This window comes from Streptomyces mashuensis (assembly GCF_014654785.1).
GTDB lineage: Bacteria > Actinomycetota > Actinomycetes > Streptomycetales > Streptomycetaceae > Streptomyces > Streptomyces mashuensis.
This window is the reverse complement of the sequence record NZ_BNBD01000011.1, coordinates 202,705-225,256: the sequence shown is the minus strand read 5'-3', so window position 1 is coordinate 225,256 and position 22,552 is coordinate 202,705. Positions and strand designations below refer to the sequence as shown.

The window sequence follows — 22,552 nt, the reverse complement described above, 5'->3', positions numbered from 1 at the left end:
ATCCCGGCACGCACGAGCGACACGGACAGCGATTTCGCCACGGTTGGCGATGAGCACCTTGCGCACGATGGCTCCCTCCTTGAAACAAGGTGAGTTTAGGTACTGGCGACACTCCGCGCCGACCCGGCTTCCGTGGTGACCTTGCCCACACGAAGGGTGAGGAGGAGCCGTCCGGGGGTCGAAGTCCCCAGGTCCTCCACGGTACGCCGGGGTCCGTCGATCATGGGGCGCGTGGTGTGGTGATCGACGTCTCCCGAGGCGCGCCTGAGCGCCCATACGGATTCTTTGTGGACTCCCTACGAACGGGTGACACAAAGTTTGCGTACGGCCCCGCCGCGTGAAGCCTGATTCGACCTGGTTTCTCTGAGGTTTACCCGGCGGTAGGCCCCGTGATGTCGGCAGTCTTCCGGAACTTCGCCGCCTCGGCCGCGACGCGCCGGAGTTCCTCCGTGACCTGTGGGCCGCGCTGCCGGAAGTCCTCCAGGGGCAGCGCCGCCGACACGGCGGCGGGCGCCCCGCCGGTCGCGCCGGACGGTACGGGGACGGCCACGCACGCCACTCCGGGGGCGCACTCCTCGATCTCCACGGCCAGCCCCTGGCGGCGCACCTGGCGCAACTGTGCGTCCAGGCGCGCGGGGGAGGTGACCGTGCGCGGGGTGATCGCCCGCATGCCGTACGCCGTGAGGTAGCGCTGCCGGGCGGCCGGGGGCAGGGCGGCGAGCAGCATCTTCCCGTGCGCGGTGGCGTGGGCCGTGTCGTCCAGGCCGGTGGTGAAGCCGCCGGTGGCCGGGTGGCCGGTGGCGGCCCCGGCGAGCACGGCGATGTCGCCGTCGCGGTAGGTGCTGAAGTACGTGTCGGCGCCCGCCGCGCGGCGGGCCTCCGCCAGCAGGTCCTGGAGCCCGTCGGTCACGCGCATCTGCCGCCGGAACGCGTCGTGCAGCGCCGGTACGCGGTAGCCGAGGGCGTAGCCGGAGGCGGTGCGGACCAGGTGGCCGCGTGCGGTGAGGGAGCCGAGCAGGTCGTACACCGTCGACAGGCCGCAGCCCAGGCGGCGGGCGAGTGCCTTGGCGGGCACCGGTCCGTCGGAGGCGGCGACGGCGTCCAGGACGTCCAGGGCGCGGTCGACGGACTGCGGCATGGTGTGCGGGCTCCTTCGGGGTCGGCGGGGTCGGCGGGGCCGGTCGGGCCGGCCTCCCAGCCTCGCACAGCGGGGCGGGGCGGCCGGAAGTCGCCCGTGCCGGGCGGGACTTCCGGGTCCGGGCCGGTGCACCCGCGCTGAACTGGCCTGATGTCCTGCGGGCTTAGCCGGTCGGCGCAGCGCGACGTGACCGAAATACCCGTACATCGTTGAGGAAGTCATGATCAAGCGCATTGCTGCCGCAGCCGCTCTGGCCGGCGCCGCACTGACCCTGTCCTCCGCCGCCGCCTCGGCCGAACCCGGGGCGCCGACCCCGGTGGCGCCGCCCCCGACGTCGAACGCCGGGCCGGTCACGGTCAGCGCGCCACCGCAGGGGGCGAGCCCCTCGCATGCGGCCCCGGCGAAGGGCGCTCCGGCGAAGGGAGCGCACAAGGGCGCGCCGGTCAAGGGCGGCAAGGGCAAGGACGCGCCGGTCAAGGGCGGCAAGGGTGCCCCCGCACCCAAGGGCGGCAAGGGCAAGGGCCCCGGCGCGCCCGGCAGCGGCGCGAAGGGGCACCCCGGGCCCGGCACGCAGGGGAAGCCCGCACCGGTGCCGGCGGCGCACGGCAAGGGCGCTGCCGGGAAGCCGGCGGCCAAGGGTGCCGCCCCGGAGCAGCCGGCCCCGCCGCACATGCCGCCCCCGGACACCTCGGTGCCGGACGGGCCGCCCACCAGCCTCTACCCGGACGCCGTGGACGGGCTGGGCAAGCTCGGCCAGCTGAGGCAGCTCGGCGAGATCAAGCAGGTCGGCGGCGCCGCGAAGGCCCTGCCGCTCTGAGGACCGGGCGGTCCGTCAGGCCCACAGGTCGGTGATCTCCACCCCGACCTCCGCCAGCAGCCGGCGGAGCAGGGGCAGGGAGAGGCCGATGACGTTGCCCGGGTCGCCCTCGATGCCCTCGACGAACGGCGCCGACCGCCCGTCGAGCGTGAAGGCGCCCGCGACGTGCAGGGGCTCGCCGGAGGCGACGTAGGCGGCGATCTCGGCGTCGCTGGGCTCGCCGAACCGGACCGTGGTGGACGCGGTCGCGGCGGCGCGGCGGCCCGTGGCCGTGTCGATCAGGCAGTGGCCGGTGCGGAGCACGCCGGCGCGGCCGCGCATGTCCTTCCAGCGCGCCGTGGCCTCCTCGGCGTCGGCGGGCTTGCCCAGGGCCCGGCCGTCCAGCTCCAGCACGGAGTCGCAGCCCACGACGAGGGCGCCGGCCGCGGCGTCCAGCGCGGCCACCGCGTCGGCCTTGGCCGTGGCCAGCACCAGCGCGAGCTCGCCCGGCGTGGGGGCGTCGAGCGCGTCCTCGTCCACGCCGCTCACGATCACGTCCGGGGCCAGCCCGGCCTGGCGCAGCAGGCCGAGGCGGGCGGGCGACTGGGAGGCGAGGACGAGGCGGCGGGCGGGGGTGCGGTTGGTCATGGGGGCCAGCGTAGGCGGTGCGGCCGGGTCACTTGTCCAGGACCGCCTGCATGACCTTCTTCGCGATGGGGCCGGCCAGCTTGCCGCCGGAGATCTGGTCGTCGGGCACGCTGTCGTCGGGGTCGATCACGACGGCGACGGCGACGGGCGAGCCGTCGGCGTTCTTGGCGTACGAGATGAACCAGGCCAGGTTCTTCTTGCCGGCGCCGCGTTCGGCGGTGCCGGTCTTGCCGCCGACGGTGACGCCGTCGATGAGGGCCGCCTTGCCGGTGCCCTTGGTGGCGGTGTCCTCCATCATCTGCTGCACCTTGCGGGCGGTGTCGGTGGAGACGGCCTGCGACAGCTGCTCCGGCTGGTGCTTCTGCACGCTGGAGAGGTCGGGGCCGCGCAGCTCCTCGACGAGGTAGGGCTTCATCAGCTTGCCGTCGTTGGCGATGGCCGCGGTCATCATGGCGACCTGGAGCGGCGTCGCGGTGAGGCTGCCCTGGCCGATGCCGGCGAGCGCGGTCTGCGAGGCGTTGATGCCGTCGGGGAAGGTGCTCTTCACGGCGCGCACGGGCGTGTCCACGCTCTGGTTGAAGCCGAATTTCTCCGCGGTCTCGCGCATCGCCTTCTGTCCGAGGTCGGAGCTCGCCTTGCCGTAGACGTTGTTGCAGGAGTTCTGCATGGCCACGTTGAGGGAGGCGTCCTTGCAGGGCGCGAGGGGGTTCTGGTTGGGCAGCACGGTGCGGGTGCCCGGCATGGTCCAGGGGTCGGGGGAGTTCGTGCGGGCGTCGATGTCGGTGTAGAGGTGGTGCTCCAGCGCCGCCGACGCCGTCACGATCTTGAAGGTGGAGCCGGGCGGGTAGGTCTCCTTCAGCGCCCGGTTGAGGGTCGGCTTGTCCTTGTCCTGCTCCAGGGCGTCCCAGGCGGCCTTGTCCTTCGCGCCGACGCCGGCGAAGACCGACGGGTCGTACGAGGGCGTGGAGGCGAGGGCGAGGATCTTCCCGGTGCGCGGGTCGAGTGCGACGACGGCGCCCTTGCGGTTGCCCAGGCCCTCGAAGGCGGCCTTCTGCGCCTTGGGGTCGATGGTGGTCACCACGTCGCCGCCGCGCGGCTTCTTCCCGGTGAACAGGTCGCTCGTGCGCTGGAGGAAGAGGCGGTCGTCGGTGCCGCTGAGCAGCTTGTCGTTGAGGTTCTCCAGGCCGGTGCTGCCGTAGCCCTGCGAGAAGTACCCGGTGACCGGCGCGTACATCGGGCCGTCCTTGAAGACCCGCTTGTACTTCAGGCTGCCGCCGGTCTCCACGGACCCGGTGACGGGCTGCCCGCCGACGATGATGTCGCCGCGCGGCTGCCCGAAGGCGGCGATCTTGACGCGGAAGTTCCCGTCGTCGTGTGCGAGCTCGTCGCCGCGGACGAACTGGACCCAGTTGGCCCGCACCAGCAGGGCCATGACCAGCAGCCCGCTGAAGACCGCTATGCGGCGTACGGGTTTGTTCATCACGCGACCACGCTCCTGGTCCTCCCCCGTCAAGTCGGCATTTCACCGGTCATGACGTGAATCGGACGAATGCGGTTGCGGTGGGAGCAAACCTGTGAGGTCGCTGTGAGAACTGTGACCGCAGAGGTGTCAGCCGGTCGTGCCCAGCACCAGGAAGAGCAGCACCATCCCCACCGCCAGCACGATCCCCGCCCGCCGGAGCATGGCCTGCGCCTCGCGCAGCTCCTCGGGGGGTTCGTCGGACGGGTCGGACCAGAGCATGACCTCCATGGTCCGCCGGGAAGCCGTGCGGCGCCTGAGTACGCGTACTCAGGCGCCGCACGGGCGGCTCAGCGCCCCGGCCAGTAGGTGGTGCGCCAGGCCCGCGGGCCCGGCCGCGGGGTGCGGCGGGACTCGGCGCGGCGGGCCGGGTCCGACCACTCGGGACGTACGGCGGAGTCCGGCGCGGCGGCGGCGCGCGCCGCCGCGCGGGCCTGGACCACCGCCAGGGCGGCGGCCAGCTCCTCGGGTGTGGGGTTGCCCCGGACGACCTTGATCATTACGCCTCCCCGGTCACAGCGGAATGTTCCCGTGCTTCTTCGGCGGCAGCGCCTCGCGCTTGTCCCGCAGCGCCCGCAGGCCCCGCACCACGTGGCGGCGCGTGTCCGACGGCATGATCACCGCGTCCACGTAGCCGCGCTCGGCCGCCACGTACGGGTTCAGCAGCGCGTCCTCGTACTCCGTCACCAGCTGCGCCCGCAGCTCCTCCTGCTCCTCCGGGGAGCCCGCCGCCGCCAGCGACCGGCGGTGCAGGATGTTCACCGCGCCCTGCGCGCCCATCACCGCGATCTGCGCCGTCGGCCACGCCAGGTTGAGGTCCGCGCCCAGGTGCTTGGAGCCCATCACGTCGTACGCGCCGCCGAACGCCTTGCGCGTGATCACCGTGATCAGCGGCACCGTGGCCTCCGCGTACGCGTAGATCAGCTTCGCGCCGCGCCGGATGATGCCGTTGTACTCCTGGTCCGTGCCCGGCAGGAAGCCCGGCACGTCCACGAACGTCAGCACCGGGATGTTGAACGCGTCGCAGGTGCGCACGAAACGCGCCGCCTTCTCGCTCGCGTTGATGTCCAGGCAGCCCGCGAACTGCATCGGCTGGTTCGCCACCACGCCCACCGGGTGGCCCTCCACGCGCCCGAAACCGGTGATGATGTTCGGCGCGAACAGCGCCTGCGTCTCCAGGAACTCGCCGTCGTCCAGCACGTGCTCGATCGCGGTGTGCATGTCGTACGGCTGGTTCGCCGAGTCCGGGATCAGCGTGTCCAGCTCCCGGTCGGTGTCCGACACCTCCAGGTCCGCCTCCTCCGGGAAGGCCGGCGGCTCCGACAGGTTGTTGGACGGCAGGTACGACAGCAGCGCCTTGACGTACTCCACGGCGTCCTTCTCGTCCGCCGCCATGTGGTGCGCCACGCCCGACGTCGTGTTGTGCGTCCGCGCGCCGCCCAGCTCCTCGAAGCCCACGTCCTCGCCCGTCACCGTCTTGATGACGTCCGGGCCCGTGATGAACATGTGCGAGGTCTTGTCCACCATCACCGTGAAGTCCGTGATGGCCGGCGAGTACACCGCGCCGCCCGCGCACGGCCCCACGATCAGCGAGATCTGCGGGATCACGCCCGAACCGTGGACATTGCGGCGGAAGATCTCCGCGAACAGGCCGAGCGCGACCACGCCCTCCTGGATCCGGGCCCCGCCGCCGTCGTTGATGCCGATGACCGGGCAGCCCGTCTTCAGCGCGAAGTCCATCACCTTGACGATCTTCTCGCCGTAGACCTCGCCCAGCGAACCGCCGAAGATCGTGAAGTCCTGCGAGTACACCGCCACCGGGCGCCCGTCGACCGTGCCGTAGCCGGTGACCACGCCGTCGCCGTACGGGCGGTTCGCGTCGATGCCGAAGTTGACCGAACGGTGCCGGGCGAACTCGTCCAGCTCCGTGAACGACCCCTCGTCCAGCAGCAGGTCGATGCGCTCGCGCGCCGTCAGCTTCCCCTTGGCGTGCTGCTTCTCCACGGCGCGGGCGGAGCCCGCGTGCGTGGCCTCCTCGATCCGCCGCTGAAGGTCCGCGAGCTTCCCCGCGGTGGTGTGGATGTCGAATCCGTTGCCGGATCCGTTGGCTTCTGGCTCGGACACGGGATGCGGCTCCTGCTCGTCCAGAGAAGTGGAATGGGAGTGAGGAACGGAATGAGAACCGCATGAGAACGAATGGGAACGGACGGGAACGGCTCATGCGGCTCGTGCGTGCTACCGGTTCGTAGGGTAGCCGCGCGGCTGCGGTGCGGCAGTGCGTCGTTGACCACACCGATTCGTCCTCCCTCGCCCGCCTATCGTGGCTGTTATGACGCCCTCCGACCCCTCCGGAAACCGCTGGTCCGACCTGGACCGGCCGCCGCTGAACGCCCCCGCCCTGCGCCGCGCGCTGCTGCGCCCCGGCGCGCTGTGGACCTCCCTGGACGTGGTCCGCGACACCGGCTCCACCAACTCCGACCTGGTCGCCGCGCACGCCTCCGGCGCCACCGAGGGTGCTGTCCTGGTCGCCGAGGAGCAGACCGCCGGCCGCGGCCGCCTCGACCGCAGCTGGAGCGCCCCGCCCCGCTCCGGCCTCTTCTTCTCCGTCCTCCTCACCCCCGGTCCCGGCGTGCCCGCCGAGCGGTGGGGCTGGCTGCCGCTGCTCGCCGGCGTCGCCACCGCCACCGCCCTGTCCCGCGCCGCCGGCGTCGACACGGCCCTGAAGTGGCCCAACGACCTGCTCGTCACCGTCGACGGGCAGGAACGCAAGACCGGCGGCATCCTCGCCGAACGCACCGGCGACAGCGTCGTCCTGGGCATCGGCCTCAACGTCACCCTGCGCGCCGACGAGCTGCCCGTGCCCACCGCCGGCTCCCTCGCCCTCGCCGGCGCCAAGGTCACCGACCGCGACCCGCTGCTGCGCGCCGTCCTGCGCTCCCTCGCCGACTGGTACGAAACGTGGCGCGCCGCCGGCGGCGACCCCGCCGCCTCCCGCCTCCAGGAGACGTACGCCGCCGGCTGCTCCACCCTCGGCCGCACCGTCCGCGCCGAACTGCCCGGCGGCCGCTCGCTGGTCGGCGAGGCCGTGGCCGTCGACGGCGACGGACGCCTGGTGCTGGCGACGGACCAGGGCGTGCAGGAGCCGGTGGGAGCAGGCGACATCGTCCATTTGCGGCCCGCCGACGCGTAAACGTCGTAAAGAGTGAGTGCCGGGCCGTCAGAAGAGTGAGCTACGGCACACCTGACGTATCGTTGTGCACGGAAACTGAGCGAGCAGTGATCGGCAGGGCAGTGCGCACGGATCGGACAGGGGGCGGGCGGTGACCGCCGACGAGACGCAGGGGGGTGCGCGCGGCGCCGGGGCGGAGGCCCCGGGCGAGCACCGCGCCCCCGGTGGCGGTACGTCCCCGGCGGACGCCGCCGGCGGCAGGGGCCCCGCCGGGACGCCCACCGGCCCGCCCGCCGCGGGCAGCGGCCGCGCGACCGGCGCCGGCAAGGGCGACGGGGGCGACCCCGACGAGGAGGGCGACCCCCTCGCGCTCCGCCTCGAAGCGCTCATCCTCGGCGCCGAGCGCCGCTACACCCCCTTCCAGGCCGCCCGCGCCGCCGGCGTCTCCATGGACCTGGCCGCCCGCTTCTGGAGGGCCATGGGCTTCGCCGACATCGGCCAGGCCAGGGCGCTGACCGAGGCCGACGTGCTGGCGCTGCGCCGCCTCGCGGGCCTCGTGGAGGCCGGGCTGCTCAGCGAGCCCATGGCCGTGCAGGTCGCCCGCTCCACCGGGCAGACCACCGCCCGGCTCGCCGACTGGCAGATCGACTCCTTCCTGGAGGGCCTCACCGAGCCCCAGGAACCCGGCCTGACCCGCGCCGAGATCACCTACCCGCTGGTCGAGCTGCTCCTGCCCGAGCTGGAGGAGTTCCTCGTCTACGTCTGGCGGCGCCAGCTCGCCGCCGCCACCGGCCGCGTCGTGCAGGCCCAGGACGACGCCGAAATGGTCGACCGCCGCCTCGCCGTCGGCTTCGCCGACCTCGTCGGCTTCACCCGCCTCACCCGGCGGCTGGAGGAGGAGGAGCTCGGCGAGCTCGTCGAGGCGTTCGAGACCACCGCCGCCGACCTCGTCGCCGCGCACGGCGGCCGGCTCATCAAGACCCTCGGCGACGAGGTCCTCTTCGCCGCCGACGACGCCGGCACCGCCGCCGAGATCGGCCTGCGGCTCATCGAGACCCTCGCCCACGACGAGACCATGCCCGAGCTGCGCGTCGGCATCGCCTTCGGCACGGTCACGACCCGCATGGGCGACGTCTTCGGCACCACCGTCAACCTCGCCAGCCGCCTCACGTCGATAGCGCCCCGGGACGCCGTCCTCGTCGACAGCGCCTTCGCCGAGGAGCTCGCCCGCAGCGGCGACGCGCCGAAGTCCGAGGCCGAGGCGGCGGCCGCCGCCGGCGAGGGCGCGCCCGAGTACCGGTTCGCGCTCCAGCCCATGTGGCAGCGGCCCGTGCGCGGCCTGGGCGTCGTCGAGCCCTGGCTGCTCAGCCGGCGGACCACCGCCTGACCCCCGCCTGACCCCCCGGGTGCCGTGTGCCCGCGGGTATGGCCCCGGCGGGCGGGCGCGGTGCATGATCGGCTCACGTCTACCGAAGGGGTGAGCCACCGCGTGAGCGAACAGCGCTTTGGAGAGTGGGTCGCGGTCCGCCGCCACGAGGACGGCCACGTCGCCGAACTCGTCCTGGACCGGCCCAAGGCCATGAACGCCGTCTCCTCCGGAATGGCCCGCGGCATCGTCGACGCCACCACCGCGCTGGCCGCCGACCGCGCCGTCCGGGCCGTCGTGCTGACCTCCAGCCACGACCGCGCCTTCTGCGTCGGCGCCGACCTCAAGGAACGCAACTCCCTCAGCGACGCCGAGCTCGTCCGGCAGCGGCCCCTCGCCCGCGCCTGCTACACCGGCGTCCTGGAGCTGCCGATGCCCGTCGTCGCCGCCGTGCACGGCTACGCCCTCGGCGGCGGCTACGAGCTCGCGCTGGCCTGCGACGTGATCGTCGCCGACCGCACGGCCGTCGTCGGGCTGCCCGAGGTGTCCGTCGGCGTGATTCCCGGCGGCGGGGGTACCCAGCTGTTGCCGCGCCGCGTCGGCGCCGCCCGCGCCGCGGAGATCATCTTCACCGCGCGCCGGGTGGAGGCCGCCGAGGCGCGTGAGCTCGGCATGGTCGACGTCCTGGTGGACGCCGGCCGCGACCGGGAGGAGGCGCTCGCGCTGGGCGCGCGCATCGCCGCACACTCCCCGGTCGGGCTGCGCGCCGCCAAGCGCGCCCTGCGGCTGGGCCACGGGCTCGACCTGCGGGCCGGGCTCGACGTCGAGGACGCCGCCTGGCGCACGGTCGCCTTCTCCGGCGACCGGGCCGAGGGTGTCGCCGCCTTCAACGAGAAGCGCCGGCCCGACTGGCCCGGCGAGTGACCGGCGGGCCCGCCCCGCCCCCCGGGGCGGCGCGGGCCCGGCGCCCTTGGTCCGACGGCACGAATGCGAGGCGCGGGTGGCAGCTGCTGGGGAGTACGACGACCGGCTGCGCGCCGTGGTGGAGCTCGCGCAGGCGATGGCCGCCGCCCCCACGTCCCGGGACGCCGTCGCCGCGGCGGCGGACGGCGCGCTGCGCGCCCTGCACGGCACCTTCGCCGCCGTCTCCGTCTGGGAACGGGAGCACGGGCGGCTCCGGGTCCTCGTGAACGCGGGCGAGCTGACCCCCGAGGAGGAACGTTTCCCCGAGGACGAGTCCTATCCCGTGCACGCCTTCCCCGAGATCTGCCTGCACGAGACCCGCGCCGGCGGCTCCCCGCACGCCTGGACAGCCGCCGAGGGCGACGCGCCCCGCGTCGCCGGACTGCGCCGCCGCGGCCGCGGCTGCTGCGTCGTCGCACCGATCGTCCTGCACGGCCGCGCCTGGGGCGAGCTGTACGTGGCCCGGCCCGTCGGCGCGCCCCTCTTCGACGCCGCCGACGCCGACTTCGCGACCGTCCTCGCCGCGGTGGCCGCCTCCGGCATCGCCCAGACCGAACGCCTCGAAGAGGTCCGCCGACTCGCCTTCACCGACCCCCTCACCGGCCTCGCCAACCGCCGGGCCGTCGACGTCCGCCTCGAAGAGGCCGTCGAACAGCACCAGCGCGACGGCGTCGTCGTCAGCCTCGTCGTCTGCGACCTCAACGGCCTCAAACGCGTCAACGACACCCTGGGCCACGCCGTGGGCGACCGGTTGCTCGAACGCTTCGGCTCGGTGCTGTCCCTGTGCGGCGCCCGCCTGCCGGGCGCACTGGCTGCGCGGCTCGGCGGCGACGAGTTCTGCCTGCTGGCCGTGGGCCCGGAGGCGGACGAGGTGGTGCGCACCGCCGAGGAACTGTGCCGGCGCGCGGGCGAGTTGGAACTGGGGGAGGGGGTGGCGTGCGGCGTCGCGTCGACGGGCGACGCGATAGGGCCGGTGCGGTCGGCGCGGCGGCTGTTCCGCCTGGCGGACGCGGCGCAGTACCGCGCGAAGGGGGAACGGCTGGCGGGCCCGGTGGTGGCGGGGCGCGAGGGGGGACGGTGGGACCCGGTGGTCCGGCTGGCGGACCGCCCCCCGGCGCCGCCCCGTGCGGAGCGGCGGCGTTTCCGGGGGCGCGCGTAGGGACGCGCGGAGGGGCGGGGCCGGAGGGCCCTGCGGGGCGAGTCCGGGAAAAACAGGTCGTGACAGTTCGCGATTCAGAATCTAGGGTGCCTGAATATGGATATGCACACTGTCGTCGTGGAGACGGCCGGCACCACGGCCGAAGACGTCCTCGCCGTATCCCGCGGCACCGCCCGCGTCACCGTCTCGGCCGACGCCCTCGCCGCCGTCGCCGCCGCACGGCAAGTGATCGACGACCTCGCGGCCAAGCCCGACCCCGTCTACGGCGTCTCCACCGGCTTCGGCGCCCTCGCCGTCCGCCACATCAGCCCCGAACTCCGCACCCAGCTCCAGCGCAACATCGTGCGCTCGCACGCCGCCGGCATGGGCCCGCGCGTGGAGCGCGAGGTCGTGCGCGCGCTGATGTTCCTGCGGCTCAAGACGCTCGCGTCGGGCCGCACCGGCGTCCGCCCGCTCGTCGTGGAGACCATGGCCGCGCTGCTCAACGCCGGCATCACGCCCGTCGTCCACGAGTACGGCTCGCTCGGCTGCTCCGGCGACCTCGCCCCGCTGTCCCACTGCGCCCTCACCCTCATGGGTGAAGGCGATGCAGAGGGGCCCGACGGGGTGGTGCGCCCGGCCGCCGAGCTCCTCGCCGAGCACGGCATCGAGCCGGTGGAGCTGCGGGAGAAGGAGGGCCTGGCCCTCCTCAACGGCACCGACGGCATGCTCGGCATGCTCGTGATGGCCTGCGCCGACCTGGCCCGCCTCATCACCTCCGCGGACATCACCGCCGCGCTCTCCCTGGAGGCGCTCCTCGGCTCCGAGAAGGTGCTCGCACCCGAGCTGCACACCATCCGCCCGCACCCCGGCCAGGGCGCCAGCGCGGCCAACATGCTCAAGGTCCTCGCCGGCTCCGCGCTCACCGGGCACCACCAGGACGACGCACCGCGCGTCCAGGACGCGTACTCGATCCGCTGCGCCCCGCAGGTCGCCGGGGCCGTGCGGGACACCCTCGACCACGCCCGGCTCGTCGCGGGGCGCGAGCTCGCGGCCGCGGTCGACAACCCCGTCGTACTGCCCGACGGCCGCGTGGAGTCGAACGGCAACTTCCACGGCGCCCCCGTGGCGTACGTCCTCGACTTCCTGGCCATCGCCGCGGCCGACCTCGGGTCGATCGCCGAGCGGCGCACCGACCGGCTGCTGGACAAGAACCGTTCGCACGGCCTGCCCGCCTTCCTCGCGCACGACGCCGGCGTCGACTCCGGCCTGATGATCGCCCAGTACACGCAGGCGGCCCTGGTCAGCGAGATGAAGCGGCTGGCCGTCCCGGCGTCCGTGGACTCCATCCCGTCGTCCGCGATGCAGGAGGACCACGTCTCCATGGGCTGGTCGGCCGCGCGCAAGCTGCGCACCGCGGTCGACGCGCTGACCCGCGTCGTGGCCGTCGAGCTGGTGGCCGCCACCCGTGCCGTGGAGCTGCGCGGCGGGGAGCCGGCCCCGGCGACCCGGGCGGTGCTGGACGCGGTGCGTGCGGCGGGCGTCGGCGGGCCGGGCGAGGACCGGTTCCTGGCCCCGGACCTGGCGGCGGCCGAGGCGTTCGTCCGCTCGGGCGGCCTGGTCGCCGCCGCGGAGACGGTGACGGGCCCGCTGGCCTAGCCGGCCACCCCTGGCCGGCCACCCCTAGCCGGCGACTCCCTGGCGGTGCGCCGTGCGCGACCTGCGCACGGCGCCCGTGACCAGCGCGCCGCCGGCCGCGACGAAGGCGACGCCGCCGCACAGGTACGGCGTGGTGTCGATGCTGCCGCTGTCCGCGAGCAGCTGCTGCTGCGCCGCGGGCGCCGTACGGGCCGGGGCCGCCGGCGCCTGCGCGCCGGTCGCGGTGCGTGCGGCGTGGGCGCTGTCCGTGGCGTCGGCGTTCGGTACGAACCACAGCGCGCACAGCAGCGTTCCGGCGGCGACGGCGGTCAGCATCGGGCGGCGTGCGGTCACGGGAGGAATCCCCCTTGTGAAGACGGAGATTGGGGCGCGGTGCGGCGGGGTGCCCCGGCTGACACGATGTTAGTGACACGTGGGGGTGCTGGGAAGCCGTCGGTCCCTTAGCAGCACGTTCGCCCTTTATCAAGGCCCCGGTTGGCCCCGGCGGGCCCCGAGGGGCTTTACTGGGGTGGCCTTCCCCACACTTTGCCGGGGGGTGGAACGGGGCATCCGGTGCAGACGTTCCTGAAGTAGGAGCCGGGATACGTGTAGCCCTACGAGCCCCACGACCGGCTCGGGGGAGTTCGGGGTCCAGGAACGTATGGAGAAGCGTGTGATGACGTACGGCAAGCGCCGCAAGAGTCTCGTTGCCGCGGCCGCTGTGCTCGGCGGGGTGCTGACGCTGGCCGCTTGCAACGGCGACGGTGACGCCAAGAGCGGGGACGACGCGAAGGGCAAGTCGCAGGGGCAGGTGGACGCGGCCGCGGCCAAGGACGCGTCCAAGGCGCAGATCAAGATCACGCCCGGCACCGGCACGACGGACGCGGGCGTCGCGCCCGACGCCGTGCAGGTCACCGTCAGTGGCGGCGAGCTCACCAACGTCACCATGAAGACCGACAAGGGCACCGCGGTCGAGGGCGCGCTGGCGGGGGACAAGAAGTCCTGGAAGCCGGCGAAGCAGCTGGAGCAGTCGACGAAGTACCAGATCGTCGCGGAGGCGAAGGACGACAAGGGCCGCAAGGCCACGGAGAACTCGTCCTTCACCACGGTCTCGCCGAAGAACAGCTTCATCGGCCAGTTCACGCCCGAGGACGGCTCCACCGTCGGCGTCGGCATGCCCGTGTCGATCAACTTCAACAAGCCGATCAAGGACCGCAAGGCCGTCCAGTCGCACCTGGAGGTCAGCTCCACCAGCGGCCAGAAGGTCGTCGGCCACTGGTTCGGCGATCAGCGCATCGACTTCCGTCCCCAGGACTACTGGAAGGCCGGTTCCGAGGTCACGCTGAAGATGGACCTCGACGGCGTCGAGGGCGCCCCAGGCGTCAAGGGCATCCAGAAGAAGACGGTCAAGTTCAAGATCGGCCGGTCGCAGGTGTCCACGGTCGACGCCAAGACGCACCAGATGACCGTCGTGCGCGACGGCCAGACGCTCAAGACCATCCCGATCTCGGCTGGCAGCCCGCAGAACCCGACGTACAACGGCAAGATGGTGATCTCGGAGAAGTTCACCGAGACCCGCATGGACGGTTCGACGGTCGGCTTCACCAAGGGCGACGGCAAGGGCGAGTACGACATCAAGGACGTGCCCCACGCCATGCGCCTGTCGACGTCCGGCACCTTCATCCACGGCAACTACTGGGGCCACGGCGTCTTCGGCGTCTCCAACACCAGCCACGGCTGCGTGGGCCTGGAGGACAAGCAGGGCGCCAACGACCCGAACACCCCGGGCGCCTGGTTCTTCAACAACTCGCTGCTCGGTGACGTCGTCGAGGTGAAGAACTCCGACGACAAGGTCATCTCCCCGGAGAACGGCCTCAACGGCTGGAACATGGACTGGAACGCCTGGGTCGCGGGCAGCGCCACCGGCGCCTGATCCCTCCCTCGCCCTGACACGACAGGGGCCCTTCCCGCCGCGGGAAGGGCCCCTGTCGTACGAGGTGGGCACGTGCGCGTGACGGGCCGGCCGCACTCGTGTGCGAGCATCGGGGGCGTACCCCCTGTACCGAGGAGTCACATCACGTGGAGCGCACCGAGCCGCCGCTGGAGACCGTCACCGCCGCGCTGCGGGAGCTGCGCGCGGTGCCCGAGGACTCCCTCGACGACGCGCTCGACGGCACCGCCTCCCGGCTGGCCGCCGCGCCCGCCGGCTGGGAGGAGATCAGCGGCGCCGTGGTGCGCCTGGCCGCCGCCACGCTCCGGGCCCGCTGGGAGGACGGCTGGCAGCCCGCCGACGTGGCGCGGCTCGTACGGCGGGACCTGAGCCCCGGGGAGCTGCGCTTCACCGTGGACGCGATCGCCGCCGAGGCCCGCCGCTACCAGCCGGGGACGCTCGGTACGCGCTGGGCCGCGCAGCTGCGGGAGCTGCGGGCGGACGTGTGGTGGGACTCCGACACCGGCTACCTCGATGCTTTCGCCCGCCGCCTGGACGTCCTCAGCCGCTGGGAGACGGCGGCGTGCGTGCTGACGGCGCTGCGCTACCTCGACCGGCTGCCGCGCGTCGGCGTGCTGGGGCCGCTGCCGGGCACGGCCGCCCGCCCCCCGCAGACGCGTACGGCCGAGCCGCGCGCCCTGGGGCGCATCCGGGCGCTGCTGGCCAAGGCCGAGTCGACCTCGTTCCCGGAGGAGGCCGAGGCACTGTCCGCGAAGGCGCAGGAGCTCATGACGCGCTACTCGGTGGACGAGGCGATGCTCGCGGCCGGCGCCGCCGACGGCTTCGGCGGCGAGGGGCCGGACGCGTGCCGCATCGGTGTCGAGGGGCCGTACGAGGCGGCGAAGGCGCTGCTGCTGGACGCGGTGGCCGCGGCCAACCACTGCCAGGCGGTGTGGTCGGAGGAGCACGGCTTCTCCACGGTCGTCGGCTTCGAGGCGGACCTGGAGCTGGTCGAGCTGCTGTACACGTCGCTGCTGGTGCAGGGCACGGCGGCGATGCGGCGCGCGGCGGACGACCACCACGCGCGGGGCCGGTCGCGCCGGACGCGGGAGTTCCGCGAGTCGTTCCTCATCGCGTACGCGGGGCGGATCCGGGAGCGGCTGTCGGCGGCGGTCCGGCAGGTGGCGGCCGAGGACGCCCGGCCGGAGGTGCTGCCGGTGCTGGCCGCCCGGGAGGTGGCGGTGGGGGAGACGGCCGAGCGGCTGTTCCCCGCCACGACCTCGTACCGGCTCCGGGGCCGTGACGCCGACGGGTGGGCGCGGGGCGAGGAGGCGGCGGACGCGGCGCGGCTGGCGCGGGGCGGCCGCTGAGGGCGCTCAGCCCGTTTCGTCCGCCGCCCTCAGCCAGGTGGCTATCGCCTGCGGGTCGCCGTACCAGGGCTGGAAGACGGGTTCGCCCTCTTCCTGGCCCCAGCGGGGGCGCCGCCGGAAGCCGGCGAGGAGCGCGGCCGTCGCGTCCAGGTCGTGGGTGTCGCGGCCCAGCAGCTCGCGTACGGACACGAGTGCCTCGAGGGTGATGACGGTGCGCTGGCCCAACCACTCCTCGACCGCGGCCAGGCCGCCCTGCTCGTACGGTTCGCGCAGCTGGTCCGTCAGGTACGCGTAGGCGGTGGCGAGCCGCTCGTACGTGGTGTTCCCGTCCGGTGCGAAGACGGGCGCGAGGGCGCGGGCGAGGCGCAGCAGCCAGTCCATGCACGTGCCGGGCACGTGGGGGTGGTCCTTGCGGAACTCGGGCCAGTCGGCGCCGGCGGCCTCGCCCAGGATGTGGCCGAGGGGCAGGTCGAAGCCCGCATACCACTCGTCGGCCGCCACGAAGACCTGGTGCAGCAGGTCGTACGGCAGGTCGGCGTGCTCGGCGAGCAGCACGGCGTCGTAGAGGTCCTTGCCCTCGGGGTAGGTGTCGCTGGCCAGCCACAGCAGCTTCCAGGCGAGCGACAGCTCGGGGGTGGCGGCGAGCAGCCGCAGCGGTTCGCCGCCCTGGGGACGGGGCAGGGCGGTAGGGATGCCGGGCTGCGGCAGGCGCTCGTTGAAGACGAAGTCGAGCTGGACGGTGCCGGAGGGCAGGTCCTCGCCGGGCACGGTCCAGGGCAGGACGAGGCGGCGGCCGGGCACGCGCTCGTACGTCCAGATCTCGTCACTGGCGGCGCCGGCGGCGTCGATGAGGACGGGCCCGTCCTGCCGGGACAGGTCCTCGGCGGCGCGGGCGATGTCGTCGAGCAGGGCGTCGGTGCGGTCGTCGCGCAGGTCCCAGGTGTCGGGGACGACGACGAAGTCGAGGTCGCCGGGCTCGCGGGCGGCGTCGCCGAACCAGGCGGCGAGGAGGACGCTGCCGCGCAGCACGAGGTGGCCGGCCCACGGCGAGGCGGCGATCGCGGCGAGGACGTGGTCCATGGCGCGGCGGCGCGCGGCCGTCCAGGCGTGGCCGGCGGCGGTGTCGGCGAACCGGGGCTCGCTCAGCCGCATGGCCTTGGCGTAGTGCTTGAGAGCGGGGTCGAAGGCGGGGTGCTGCACGACGCCGTCGCCGGCCACCGGCAGCAGCGTCCGGGGCAGGTCGCCGGCGGCCCGCGTCTCCTCGTCCGGCGGCAGCTGCGGCACGACCGTGGTGCCCTCCCACGGCCCGTAGCCGAACCCGTCCCACGGCGTCACGGTCATGCGCGTGCCCCCTCCTCGCCGATCCAGCCCGCGTCGAGCGAGGCGTCGCTGTCGTGCACGACGAACTCCCGCTCGCTCGACACGATGTCATACCCCTCGGACACCAGTGCCCCGGTGAGCGCCTCCAGCCGTGCGCCGGCGGCCGTGCGCCCCATGCGGTGGCACCGCTGCGTGACGAACCGTTCGGCGTGGCCGTCGGCGCGGACGCGCCGCGGGTTGCGGGAGAGGTGGGCGCCGTGGGCGACGGCGAGCCGGGTGAGGGGGCCGGGGTCGGTGCCGGGTGGGAGGAGCAGCTTCACGTGGTGCTCGAAGTAGTACGCGGCCCCGAGCGCGACGGCCTCGGCGTCGGTCACGGGCACCCCCGCGGCCCACGGCGACGCCTCGACCTTCACCCGCACGACGCCCACCCCGCGCCGCTCCAGCTCCCGCACGACCTTACCGGCCCGCTCCCGCACACCCTCCAGCTCCCCGGCCCCGCGCCACGTCACCATCGGCTGACTCACAACCCGCCCGCGCGCGAGCTCGATGTGCGTGAACTTCACCCCGAGCAGCCGGGCAACCTCCTCGAGCCGCCCGGCATCCCCGGCCCGTCCGGTCACGTGTACTTCGAAGTCCCCGCTGAAACGCATCGGGAGATCGTCTCAAAGGGCCCGGACGGGGGGGCGGGGCGGGTGGGGGCTGCTACAGGTGGTCGTAGGGAGGGATGATGCGCACCACGATGATCAGCCGGTCCCGGGGCGAGGCCAGGAAGTAGAACCAGCCGCCTGCCGCGTCCATGCGCCGCAGGCCGCCGGGGCGGGGCCCGTTGCCGAGGTCGCCGACGTCCACGCCCATCTGGGCCAGCTCGACCAGCTGGCCCGTGAGGCGTTCCACCTCTGTCACGACACGGGACGGCACACCGTCGGTGACGTGTGCGCCGTCCGGGTCGTACTCCCAGGTCCAGCGGTCGCTCACCGCAGGGCCTGGCCCAAGGCGGCGTGCGCCTCGTCGAGGATGCGGCCGATCTCGGATGCGGCACGGCGGGCCTCGCCGGCATCGCCCGTGGTGGCGCGCTCCTCCAGCTGTCCGTAGCGGGCAGCGAGCCGGGGATGCCGCTGGATGTGGACGTAGACGGACCATTGGGCGATGAAGCGCTGGAGGGGGGCCAGGTCCGAGCCCTGACGCGCCTGGTCGGCGGCCTGGTCGAGTTCGCGTGTGAACGCGGGGAGCGCCGCAGGGGCGACCGTCGCCACGGCTTGGCGCAAGGCCGTGACGGTGGCCGGTGGCTGCGGGATGAGGGGCTCCCCGGCAGCGGAGGTCGTCATCGCTTCTCCCATGGGCCAGAGCGTGATCCCCGGCACCAGCGTACTGGTGGGGAACCACGCACTGCCCTTCGAATGGGTGATGTCGGGGGCCGAGTCCGGACCGGTGTCCTCTACCCTGCCCCCTCTTCAGCGGTGGCTGAGCAGGGTCAGGAGCACCGTGACCGTGGTGAGGGCGGTGCAGGTGGTGCACCAGGCGGTCATGCGGCGTTTGAGGGTGCGGTGGACCGCTTCGTACTCGGTGCGGAGTTCGCCGCTGCGGTGGGCGATGCGGCGGAGGTGGTCGCGGGAGGCGGCCAGGTGGTCCTGGGCGTAGCGGTGTTCCACGGCCTCGCGCTGGGCCTCGGTGAGCCAGGGGAGGGCGGCGGTGAAGGCGCGGGCGCGTTCGCGGGCCCTGCTCTTCTCGCTCTCCCAGAGGAGGTAGCCCTCGATCTCGTTGATGGCCTCGGCGGTGGTCTTCGTCGTGGTTCTCGTCGCGCTCATACCAGGGCGTCCTTCCGTGCGCCGGCCTCGGCGGCCCCGGCGGCCGGGGCGCCGGCCTCCGGGTGGTGCAGGTCGAACGCGGGGGATTCGGAACGGATGCGGGGGAGGGCGTGGAAGTTGTGCCGCGGCGGCGGGCAGGACGTCGCCCATTCCAGCGAGCGGCCGTAGCCCCACGGGTCGTCGACCTCCACCTTCCTGCCGTATTTCGCTGTCTTCCAGACGTTGTAGAGGAACGGCAGGACCGACAGGCCCAGCAGGAACGAGGAGATGGTCGAGACGGTGTTGAGGGTGGTGAAGCCGTCCGCGTCGAGGTAGTCGGAGATGCGGCGCAGCATGCCGTTCGCACCCAGCCAGTGCTGTACGAGGAACGTGCCGTGGAATCCCGCGAACAGCGTCCAGAACGTGAGTTTCCCGAGGCGTTCGTCGAGCATCCTGCCGGTGAACTTGGGCCACCAGAAGTGGAAACCGGAGAACATGGCGAAGACGACGGTGCCGAAGATGACGTAGTGGAAGTGGGCGACGACGAAATACGTCTCCGAGACGTGGAAGTCCAGCGGTGGCGCCGCCAGGATCACACCCGTCAGGCCGCCGAAGACGAACGTGATGAGGAAGCCGACGGCCCACAGCATGGGGGTCTCGAAGGACAGCGAGCCCTTCCACATGGTGCCGATCCAGTTGAAGAACTTCACACCGGTCGGGACGGCGATGAGGAACGTCATGAAGGAGAAGAACGGCAGCAGCACGCCACCGGTGACGTACATGTGGTGTGCCCACACCGTCACCGAGAGCCCCGCGATGGAGATCGTGGCCGCGATCAGGCCCCAGTAGCCGAACATCGGCTTGCGCGAGAAGACGGGGATGACCTCGGAGATGATGCCGAAGAACGGCAGCGCGATGATGTACACCTCGGGATGGCCGAAGAACCAGAACAAGTGCTGCCAGAGCAGTGCACCGCCATTGGCCGCCTCGAAGACGCGCGCACCGAATTTCCGGTCGGCCTCCAGCGCGAACAGCGCCGCCGCCAGCACCGGGAACGCCAGCAGCACCAGCACACCGGTCAGCAGCACGTTCCACGTGAAGATCGGCATGCGGAACATCGTCATGCCCGGCGCCCGCATGCAGATGATCGTCGTGATGAAGTTGACCGCGCCCAGGATCGTGCCGAAGCCGGAGAGCGCCAGACCCATGATCCACATGTCCGCGCCCACGCCCGGCGACCGGACCGCGTCCGTCAGCGGCGAGTTCGCGAACCAGCCGAAGTCCGCGGCGCCCTGCGGGGTGAGGAACCCGCCGACGGCGATCAGCGAGCCGAAGAGGTAGAGCCAGTAGGCCAGCATGTTCAGCCGCGGGAACGCCACGTCGGGCGCGCCGATCTGCAGCGGCATGATCCAGTTCGCGAAACCGGCGAACAGCGGCGTCGCGAACATCAGCAGCATGATCGTGCCGTGCATCGTGAACGCCTGGTTGAACTGCTCGTTCGACATCACCTGAAGTCCCGGCCGCGCCAGCTCCGCCCGCATCAGCAGGGCCAGCAGGCCGCCGAGGCAGAAGAAGCCGAACGCCGTGACCAGGTACAGCGTGCCGATCGTCTTGTGGTCGGTGGTGGTCAGCCACTTCACCGGGTTCCGGTTCCGGGGGTGTCTCATGCCCCGTACGTGTCCGGCGCCCCGCCGTCGTTCACGGGTGCGCGCCGCCGGAGGGTGCGGCACATGTCACGTCCGGCACATGTGAAGATCCGAGCCATGCCGGACATCTGCGGATCATGAGCACGGAGGACACGGACAAGGCCGGGGCCACGGAGGAAGCCTTCGCCGCTGCCTACCGGGAGCACTACTGGGCGGTCAGCCGGTTCGTGGCCCGCCGGCTGGACGGGCCGGCGGAGGAGGTCGAGGAAGTGGTGGCGGAGGTCTTCTCCGTCGCGTGGCGGCGCCGCTCCGAGCTGCCCGATCCACCGTTGCCCTGGCTCTACGGCGTGGCCCGCAACTGCCTCGCCAACACCGTCCGCGGCCTGTCCCGCTACCGCCGCCTGCTGCTGCGGCTCGGCCACCACGAGGCCGCGCACCGCCGCCAGACCGTGGCCGGCCCGGACGCGGACCGGCCCGGCGCGTGGGTGCACGAGGCCCTGGCCCGCCTCTCGCCGGCCGACCAGGAGGCGCTCCGGCTGACGGCGTGGGAGGAACTGACCCTCGACGAACTGGCCGTGGCCCTCGGCTGCGGCCGCAGCGCGGCCGCCATGCGGCTGCACCGGGCCCGCCGCCGGTTGCGGGCGGAGGTGGAACGGCTCCGGCCGGCCCCGGCGGTGGAGGCCGGGCAATCCCTAGGCTGGGACAGGCGAGCGGGCGTGTGCGCGGGAGGCGACGACGACGATGCATGACGAACTCGAACGGGACCTGGGTCTGGACCTGCTGCGCGCGGTCAACCCCGTACCGTCCGCGGCGGGCGGCCCCTGGGGGGACCGCCCGCTGGACGCCGACGCCGAACGCGCCCTCAACCGCCTGCTGTACGGGGCGCGGCTGCGGCGGGCCCGGCTGCTGCTGGTCGTACGTGCCGAGGCCACGGTCCTCGCCCTGGTGGGCGTACTGACGGTGGGCCTCACGGCGTTCCGTTAGCCGGGCGCGGTGTCGGGGCCGGCGGCGGTCCCGGTGTCGGGGCCGGTGTCGGGGTCGGTGTCGGGGCCGGGGCGCGGCACTTCGGCGGCCGCGCCCCGGCGTACGCGCTCCAGCACGCTCTCGTGCAGGGCCCGCAGCCCCTCGGGCGGTACGGGCACGGGGCTGCCGGCCAGGACGTACCACTCCTCGGCGCCCGTGTACTGCACGGTGACGTGGGCCGGGCCGCCGGGTGGGGCGGTGGTGGCGACGGTGAGGTCACCGGTGATCACCCCGCCGCCGTCCACGGTCATGGCGCCGCCGGGCCCGGCGGCGACCCGGTCGACGTACCGTTCTGCCGGATCGCCCATCAGGCGCCGCAGGTGTCGAGCATCTCGACGAGGGCTTCTTCCTCGGCCTGGGTGACGCTCAGCCCGTAGTGGTGCTTCACATGCGTCCACGCCCGCGCGTACGTGCACCAGTACGTCCGGAGCGGCGGCTTCCACAGGTCGGGGCCCTGGTCGCCCTTCTGCCGGTTGGAGGCGGCGGAGACGGCGACGAGCTGCGGCTCGTCGAGGTCGTTGGCGAACCTCTTGCGGCGCGGCGTGTCCCACGTGTCGGCACCGCTGCGCCAGGCGTTGGCCAGGGGCACGACGTGGTCGATGTCGAGCTGCCCGGACACGGTGAACGGCTTCCCGTCGTAGGGGCTGCTCCAGGAGCCTGCGACGGCCCGGCACTGCGCGTCGGTACGCACGTCGCGCCCGTCGCGCACGAGCACCGTCTCGCGGGTGTCGCACTGTCCCTGCTGCGTGGCCCAGTGGGGGAACTTGGCGCGGCTGTAACCGTTCATGGAGTGCGGCGCCGCGACGGTGAGATCGGCGAGCTCGTCCCGCGCGACCTCCGCCGACGGCGGCTCCGGCAGGTCGAGCTGCGGTACGAGCCGGGGAGGCGGCGGCGCGAGGGCTGCGGAGGCGGGAGCGGCGGCGGTGGAGAGGCAGATGGCCGCGGCAGTGAGGGCGCGGACCCAGAGGAAACGTTTGATCACGCGGCTACGGGTATCGCTCGCGGGGCGACGGCAGGGGGAATGTCACCCGGAGGACGACGAGCCGAGTCGATCGAATTGACGAAATATGCCCCATATGCGCTGACTGTCCGAGCCGCAAGGGG

Annotated in this window: 25 protein-coding genes; 10 read left to right on the top strand and 15 right to left on the bottom strand. The window is 73.1% G+C overall.

Features of this window, described 5'->3' with window-relative positions; all coding sequences use genetic code 11:
* Positions 1-370: 370 nt before the first annotated feature.
* The gene (locus IE305_RS24555) at positions 371-1,138 is read right to left on the bottom strand and encodes an IclR family transcriptional regulator (protein ID WP_190131891.1); all 768 of its coding nucleotides are present in this window, start codon (positions 1,136-1,138) and stop codon (positions 371-373) included.
* Between the two features lie 220 nt (positions 1,139-1,358).
* Between IE305_RS24555 and IE305_RS24550 the strand changes: the two genes are divergently transcribed.
* The gene (locus IE305_RS24550; RefSeq protein ID WP_190131890.1) at positions 1,359-1,955 is read left to right on the top strand and encodes a hypothetical protein; all 597 of its coding nucleotides are present in this window, start codon (positions 1,359-1,361) and stop codon (positions 1,953-1,955) included.
* Between the two features lie 15 nt (positions 1,956-1,970).
* On the opposite strand, the gene IE305_RS24545 is transcribed toward IE305_RS24550, so the two are convergent.
* From IE305_RS24545 to IE305_RS24530, 5 genes are all read right to left on the bottom strand, one after another.
* Positions 1,971-2,582, bottom strand: a complete 612-nt coding sequence (locus tag IE305_RS24545; protein WP_190131889.1) for a nucleoside triphosphate pyrophosphatase — start codon at positions 2,580-2,582, stop codon at positions 1,971-1,973.
* A 28-nt stretch (positions 2,583-2,610) separates the two neighbouring features.
* Positions 2,611-4,062, bottom strand: coding sequence for a peptidoglycan D,D-transpeptidase FtsI family protein (locus IE305_RS24540; RefSeq protein ID WP_190131888.1), 1,452 nt, complete (start codon positions 4,060-4,062; stop codon positions 2,611-2,613).
* 129 nt (positions 4,063-4,191) lie between these two features.
* Positions 4,192-4,323 carry a morphogenic membrane protein MmpB gene (gene mmpB / locus IE305_RS33560; protein ID WP_268255948.1) on the bottom strand — a complete coding sequence of 44 codons (132 nt, stop codon included), beginning with the start codon at positions 4,321-4,323 and terminating at the stop codon, positions 4,192-4,194.
* Positions 4,324-4,391: 68 nt separating this feature from the next.
* On the bottom strand, positions 4,392-4,601 hold the full coding sequence (locus IE305_RS24535; RefSeq protein WP_190131887.1) for an acyl-CoA carboxylase subunit epsilon: 210 nt from the start codon (positions 4,599-4,601) through the stop codon (positions 4,392-4,394).
* A 13-nt stretch (positions 4,602-4,614) separates the two neighbouring features.
* A complete protein-coding gene (locus IE305_RS24530) occupies positions 4,615-6,225 on the bottom strand; it encodes an acyl-CoA carboxylase subunit beta (protein ID WP_190131886.1) in 1,611 nt (536 codons plus the stop codon).
* 205 nt (positions 6,226-6,430) lie between these two features.
* On the opposite strand from IE305_RS24530, the gene IE305_RS24525 reads away from it, so the two are divergent.
* From IE305_RS24525 to hutH, 5 genes are all read left to right on the top strand, one after another.
* Positions 6,431-7,291: a biotin--[acetyl-CoA-carboxylase] ligase gene (locus tag IE305_RS24525; protein WP_190131885.1), complete on the top strand. Its 861-nt coding sequence runs from the start codon at positions 6,431-6,433 to the stop codon at positions 7,289-7,291.
* A 130-nt stretch (positions 7,292-7,421) separates the two neighbouring features.
* On the top strand, positions 7,422-8,657 hold the full coding sequence (locus IE305_RS24520) for an adenylate/guanylate cyclase domain-containing protein (RefSeq protein ID WP_190131884.1): 1,236 nt from the start codon (positions 7,422-7,424) through the stop codon (positions 8,655-8,657).
* A 102-nt stretch (positions 8,658-8,759) separates the two neighbouring features.
* Entirely contained in the window at positions 8,760-9,560 is an 801-nt protein-coding gene (locus IE305_RS24515; protein WP_190131883.1) for an enoyl-CoA hydratase/isomerase family protein, read from the top strand.
* Between the two features lie 136 nt (positions 9,561-9,696).
* Positions 9,697-10,758 (top strand): sensor domain-containing diguanylate cyclase, encoded by a 1,062-nt coding sequence (locus tag IE305_RS24510; RefSeq protein WP_190131917.1) that lies wholly within the window; start codon positions 9,697-9,699, stop codon positions 10,756-10,758.
* Positions 10,759-10,860: 102 nt separating this feature from the next.
* Positions 10,861-12,396, top strand: coding sequence for a histidine ammonia-lyase (gene hutH / locus IE305_RS24505; RefSeq protein ID WP_190131916.1), 1,536 nt, complete (start codon positions 10,861-10,863; stop codon positions 12,394-12,396).
* Between the two features lie 24 nt (positions 12,397-12,420).
* On the opposite strand, the gene IE305_RS24500 is transcribed toward hutH, so the two are convergent.
* The gene (locus tag IE305_RS24500) at positions 12,421-12,729 is read right to left on the bottom strand and encodes a hypothetical protein (RefSeq protein ID WP_229891469.1); all 309 of its coding nucleotides are present in this window, start codon (positions 12,727-12,729) and stop codon (positions 12,421-12,423) included.
* 307 nt (positions 12,730-13,036) lie between these two features.
* On the opposite strand from IE305_RS24500, the gene IE305_RS24495 reads away from it, so the two are divergent.
* Both IE305_RS24495 and IE305_RS24490 read left to right on the top strand, forming a co-directional pair.
* The gene (locus IE305_RS24495) at positions 13,037-14,308 is read left to right on the top strand and encodes a L,D-transpeptidase (RefSeq protein ID WP_190131882.1); all 1,272 of its coding nucleotides are present in this window, start codon (positions 13,037-13,039) and stop codon (positions 14,306-14,308) included.
* Between the two features lie 146 nt (positions 14,309-14,454).
* On the top strand, positions 14,455-15,675 hold the full coding sequence (locus IE305_RS24490) for a DUF2786 domain-containing protein (protein ID WP_229891468.1): 1,221 nt from the start codon (positions 14,455-14,457) through the stop codon (positions 15,673-15,675).
* Positions 15,676-15,681: 6 nt separating this feature from the next.
* Here IE305_RS24490 and IE305_RS24485 read toward each other — a convergent pair whose 3' ends face one another.
* The 6 genes from IE305_RS24485 to ctaD all read right to left on the bottom strand — a co-directional run bounded on the left by IE305_RS24485 (position 15,682) and on the right by ctaD (position 20,446).
* A complete protein-coding gene (locus IE305_RS24485; RefSeq protein ID WP_190131881.1) occupies positions 15,682-17,016 on the bottom strand; it encodes a nucleotidyl transferase AbiEii/AbiGii toxin family protein in 1,335 nt (444 codons plus the stop codon).
* Positions 17,013-17,645: a hypothetical protein gene (locus IE305_RS24480; RefSeq protein ID WP_190131880.1), complete on the bottom strand. Its 633-nt coding sequence runs from the start codon at positions 17,643-17,645 to the stop codon at positions 17,013-17,015. The genes IE305_RS24485 and IE305_RS24480 overlap by 4 nt, the downstream gene beginning before the upstream one ends.
* 52 nt (positions 17,646-17,697) lie before the next feature.
* Positions 17,698-17,970: a hypothetical protein gene (locus tag IE305_RS24475; RefSeq protein WP_190131879.1), complete on the bottom strand. Its 273-nt coding sequence runs from the start codon at positions 17,968-17,970 to the stop codon at positions 17,698-17,700.
* On the bottom strand, positions 17,967-18,320 hold the full coding sequence (locus IE305_RS24470; RefSeq protein WP_190131878.1) for a DUF6247 family protein: 354 nt from the start codon (positions 18,318-18,320) through the stop codon (positions 17,967-17,969). The genes IE305_RS24475 and IE305_RS24470 overlap by 4 nt, the downstream gene beginning before the upstream one ends.
* 126 nt (positions 18,321-18,446) lie before the next feature.
* Positions 18,447-18,800 (bottom strand): hypothetical protein, encoded by a 354-nt coding sequence (locus IE305_RS24465; RefSeq protein ID WP_190131877.1) that lies wholly within the window; start codon positions 18,798-18,800, stop codon positions 18,447-18,449.
* Positions 18,797-20,446, bottom strand: coding sequence for an aa3-type cytochrome oxidase subunit I (ctaD, locus tag IE305_RS24460; RefSeq protein ID WP_190131876.1), 1,650 nt, complete (start codon positions 20,444-20,446; stop codon positions 18,797-18,799). The genes IE305_RS24465 and ctaD overlap by 4 nt, the downstream gene beginning before the upstream one ends.
* 116 nt (positions 20,447-20,562) lie before the next feature.
* Between ctaD and IE305_RS24455 the strand changes: the two genes are divergently transcribed.
* Both IE305_RS24455 and IE305_RS24450 read left to right on the top strand, forming a co-directional pair.
* Entirely contained in the window at positions 20,563-21,174 is a 612-nt protein-coding gene (locus tag IE305_RS24455) for an RNA polymerase sigma factor (RefSeq protein WP_190131875.1), read from the top strand.
* Complete coding sequence (locus tag IE305_RS24450) at positions 21,167-21,409, top strand: hypothetical protein (RefSeq protein ID WP_190131874.1); 243 nt, start codon at positions 21,167-21,169, stop codon at positions 21,407-21,409. Before IE305_RS24455 ends, IE305_RS24450 begins: the two co-directional genes overlap by 8 nt.
* On the opposite strand, the gene IE305_RS24445 is transcribed toward IE305_RS24450, so the two are convergent.
* Positions 21,406-21,756: a hypothetical protein gene (locus IE305_RS24445; RefSeq protein WP_229891467.1), complete on the bottom strand. Its 351-nt coding sequence runs from the start codon at positions 21,754-21,756 to the stop codon at positions 21,406-21,408. The two genes, IE305_RS24450 and IE305_RS24445, sit on opposite strands and share 4 nt — an antisense overlap.
* Positions 21,756-22,427 carry an HNH endonuclease family protein gene (locus tag IE305_RS24440; RefSeq protein ID WP_373311736.1) on the bottom strand — a complete coding sequence of 224 codons (672 nt, stop codon included), beginning with the start codon at positions 22,425-22,427 and terminating at the stop codon, positions 21,756-21,758. The genes IE305_RS24445 and IE305_RS24440 overlap by 1 nt, the downstream gene beginning before the upstream one ends.
* Between the last annotated feature and the right edge of the window lie 125 nt (positions 22,428-22,552).

What these genes read in the sequence shown, in the direction of transcription:
- IE305_RS24555 (WP_190131891.1), bottom strand. Translation starts at nt 1,138, where the DNA reads ATGCCGCAGTCCGTCGACCGCGCCCTGGACGTCCTGGACGCCGTCGCC.
- IE305_RS24550 (WP_190131890.1), top strand. Translation starts at nt 1,359, where the DNA reads ATGATCAAGCGCATTGCTGCCGCAGCCGCTCTGGCCGGCGCCGCACTG.
- IE305_RS24545 (WP_190131889.1), bottom strand. Translation starts at nt 2,582, where the DNA reads ATGACCAACCGCACCCCCGCCCGCCGCCTCGTCCTCGCCTCCCAGTCG.
- IE305_RS24540 (WP_190131888.1), bottom strand. Translation starts at nt 4,062, where the DNA reads ATGAACAAACCCGTACGCCGCATAGCGGTCTTCAGCGGGCTGCTGGTC.
- mmpB (WP_268255948.1), bottom strand. Translation starts at nt 4,323, where the DNA reads ATGCTCTGGTCCGACCCGTCCGACGAACCCCCCGAGGAGCTGCGCGAG.
- IE305_RS24535 (WP_190131887.1), bottom strand. Translation starts at nt 4,601, where the DNA reads ATGATCAAGGTCGTCCGGGGCAACCCCACACCCGAGGAGCTGGCCGCC.
- IE305_RS24525 (WP_190131885.1), top strand. Translation starts at nt 6,431, where the DNA reads ATGACGCCCTCCGACCCCTCCGGAAACCGCTGGTCCGACCTGGACCGG.
- IE305_RS24510 (WP_190131917.1), top strand. Translation starts at nt 9,697, where the DNA reads ATGGCCGCCGCCCCCACGTCCCGGGACGCCGTCGCCGCGGCGGCGGAC.
- hutH (WP_190131916.1), top strand. Translation starts at nt 10,861, where the DNA reads ATGCACACTGTCGTCGTGGAGACGGCCGGCACCACGGCCGAAGACGTC.
- IE305_RS24495 (WP_190131882.1), top strand. Translation starts at nt 13,037, where the DNA reads ATGGAGAAGCGTGTGATGACGTACGGCAAGCGCCGCAAGAGTCTCGTT.
- IE305_RS24485 (WP_190131881.1), bottom strand. Translation starts at nt 17,016, where the DNA reads ATGACCGTGACGCCGTGGGACGGGTTCGGCTACGGGCCGTGGGAGGGC.
- IE305_RS24480 (WP_190131880.1), bottom strand. Translation starts at nt 17,645, where the DNA reads ATGCGTTTCAGCGGGGACTTCGAAGTACACGTGACCGGACGGGCCGGG.
- IE305_RS24470 (WP_190131878.1), bottom strand. Translation starts at nt 18,320, where the DNA reads ATGACGACCTCCGCTGCCGGGGAGCCCCTCATCCCGCAGCCACCGGCC.
- IE305_RS24465 (WP_190131877.1), bottom strand. Translation starts at nt 18,800, where the DNA reads ATGAGCGCGACGAGAACCACGACGAAGACCACCGCCGAGGCCATCAAC.
- ctaD (WP_190131876.1), bottom strand. Translation starts at nt 20,446, where the DNA reads ATGAGACACCCCCGGAACCGGAACCCGGTGAAGTGGCTGACCACCACC.
- IE305_RS24455 (WP_190131875.1), top strand. Translation starts at nt 20,563, where the DNA reads ATGAGCACGGAGGACACGGACAAGGCCGGGGCCACGGAGGAAGCCTTC.
- IE305_RS24450 (WP_190131874.1), top strand. Translation starts at nt 21,167, where the DNA reads ATGCATGACGAACTCGAACGGGACCTGGGTCTGGACCTGCTGCGCGCG.
- IE305_RS24445 (WP_229891467.1), bottom strand. Translation starts at nt 21,756, where the DNA reads ATGGGCGATCCGGCAGAACGGTACGTCGACCGGGTCGCCGCCGGGCCC.